Origin of the sequence: Blautia sp. HCP3S3_C12 (assembly GCF_052064155.1) — a bacterium.
GTDB lineage: Bacteria > Bacillota > Clostridia > Lachnospirales > Lachnospiraceae > Blautia_A.
Genome location: NZ_JBQHWC010000039.1, coordinates 1 through 2,276 on the forward strand (window position 1 = coordinate 1; position 2,276 = coordinate 2,276).

A 2,276-nucleotide genomic window follows, 5' to 3' on the forward strand; every position below is an offset into this window, starting at 1 on the left:
TTAGGTCAGTTTACAAGGAACTACACGCAGACCGTGAAACGGGCTGCTGACAACAAACGGCGCTATGCTCCCGGCTGGGTGCATAGCACCTGTTTGTTGCGGGGGTTTCCAAAGGGGGCAGCGCCCCATTTGGCACACGACTTTGCGGAGCAAAGTGTAGTGTGTTATACGCTCTGTCGGCGTTGCCCTGAAAATACCGTTGCCGCCGGGGAGGGCAAGGGCATTTGACGCGGCAGGAAAGCAGGGCTTTGTTTGGGGCTGGTAAGCCGGAAACAAAGGGCTGATTTCAGCAGCAGACAGGGCGTATTATGAAAGCCCCCGTCCCTCGTCCTCCGCCCCCGGCCTATGGGACAAAAAGTCCCAAAGCTCTGGACACCGTGACCAGATGTGTGGCCACACTCCGGGAAAAGTAGCAGGACGGCAGGAAACCGTCAAGGCTGAAATGAATGGGCTGACGCCCGGCCTTGACCGTTCCCCGCCGCCCCGCTGGATGGGTGGACAAGGTGGCCAATCCCTAAAAGTGTTTGGCCGCACTCGTTCATTTTGGGGCCTTTCTTCTCCCAAAATTGAAATGGGCGGGAAAGCCCTAAAATGGCTTTCCCGCCTTGATTACCCATTAGCAAAGACGGGCGAGACTGTCAACGGCGGCGCTGAAAGCGCCGTTCATCTTGACCGTTGACTGGCTCGCCTGGCTTTGCTACTGCCCGTAAGAGATGGAAAAACAAGATGGAAAACAAGGTTAAAAATGGTTGACAAGTCTATCGGATGTGTGTTATACTGTGCGACAGTTTGAGATTGGAAGGAGGCTTACGTGTGTTAATTTGTGTACGCTAATAAGCAATAAAAAGTAGAAGTACCTTTCCACATGATGGTGGGCTTTTTTTGCGTGCGTATGCAAAGGAACACGTAGGTTTGACACGAGCAGTCTTTGAACTGTATCGTGGTGTTTTTTCGTGCTTTGTTGTTATGCAGGCGTCTGCCCTCTCTGTGGGACAACGCCTGCTTTTTATTGCAGAAACAAAGGAACAATGCAATAAAAAAGGAGGTTCGCATTATGACCCAAAACAACAATTCATGGAGAAAAACTTATTTTACACTTCTTGCCGGACAAGCAATATCCTTTATTAGCAGCGGTATTTTGCAAATGGCCATTATCTTTTATTTGGTTGCGAAAACTAATTCTGCAATCATATTGACGGCGGCAACACTGATTGGATTTTTGCCGCAAGCCTGTTTAGGCCCGTTTGCAGGTGCTTTTGTTGACCGGCACAGCCGTAAAAGCGTAATGATTGGTGCGGATTTGATAATTGCCGCCGCTGGCGGTATTCTGGCGCTGGTGGCGTTTTACATGGAATTGCCCGTATGGTCTATTATGGTTGTCCTGTTAATCCGAAGTGCGGGAACTGCTTTTCATTCTCCAGCATTCAGCGCAGCAACACCTATGATTGTGCCAAAAGAGGAACTTACAAAATGCGCTGGTTACACGCAGACCATGCAAGCAGTAAGTGCGATTATCAGTCCAGCTGCCGCAGCGTTTTTATATGCTGTTTGGCCTCTTAATGCAATTATATTGTTAGATATTGTGGGTGCAATCCTTGCCTGTGTGACTGTTGCGATTTCGTCCATACCAACGCCTGAACTATGTCCAGAAACGAAAAGACAACAGTTTTTACAGGATATGAAAGAGGGGTATGTGGTATTAAAGCAAAACAGGGGCCTCTTTGCTCTGCTCTGGATTGGTGTAATTTATATGTTCTTTTATATGCCAATCAGTACGCTTTTTCCTCTCATCTGTATGTCATACTTCAAAGGAACACCGGCCCATGCCTCTGCCGCTGAAATTGCTTTTGCGGTTGGTATGCTGCTTGGCGGAGTCATTCTGAGCATTTGGGGCGGTTTTAAGAAACGGCGGTACACCATCGGTCTTTCCGTTCTCCTGATGGGCGTTAGCAATATGCTCTCCGGGCTTTTGCCGCCAGACGCATTTCTTGTCTTTGTTGTGTGCTGTACTGTTATGGGAATTTCCGCTCCATTTTACGGTGTGCAAAATGCGATTTTTCAAGAAACGGTCAAACCAGAATATCTGGGGAGAGTTTTTTCTCTACTGACAAGCGCCGCTTCCCTCGCCATGCCGTTTGGCCTTGTCATTTCCGGGCCTCTGGCGGAGCGGCTGGGAGTTGAGAAATGGTTTGTCATTTGCGGAATTGGCATTATCATCGTTGCGCTTGCCGTATTTTTACTACCCGGTTTGAGAGAGATTGACAATACGCAATAAT

At 48.6% G+C, this 2,276-nt stretch carries 1 protein-coding gene; it reads left to right on the forward strand.

From position 1 onward, the window contains the following. The first annotated feature begins 1,054 nt into the window (after positions 1–1,054). The gene (locus ACTNDS_RS16575) at positions 1,055–2,275 is read left to right on the forward strand and encodes an MFS transporter (protein WP_002584949.1); all 1,221 of its coding nucleotides are present in this window, start codon (positions 1,055–1,057) and stop codon (positions 2,273–2,275) included. Position 2,276 lies beyond the last annotated feature (1 nt).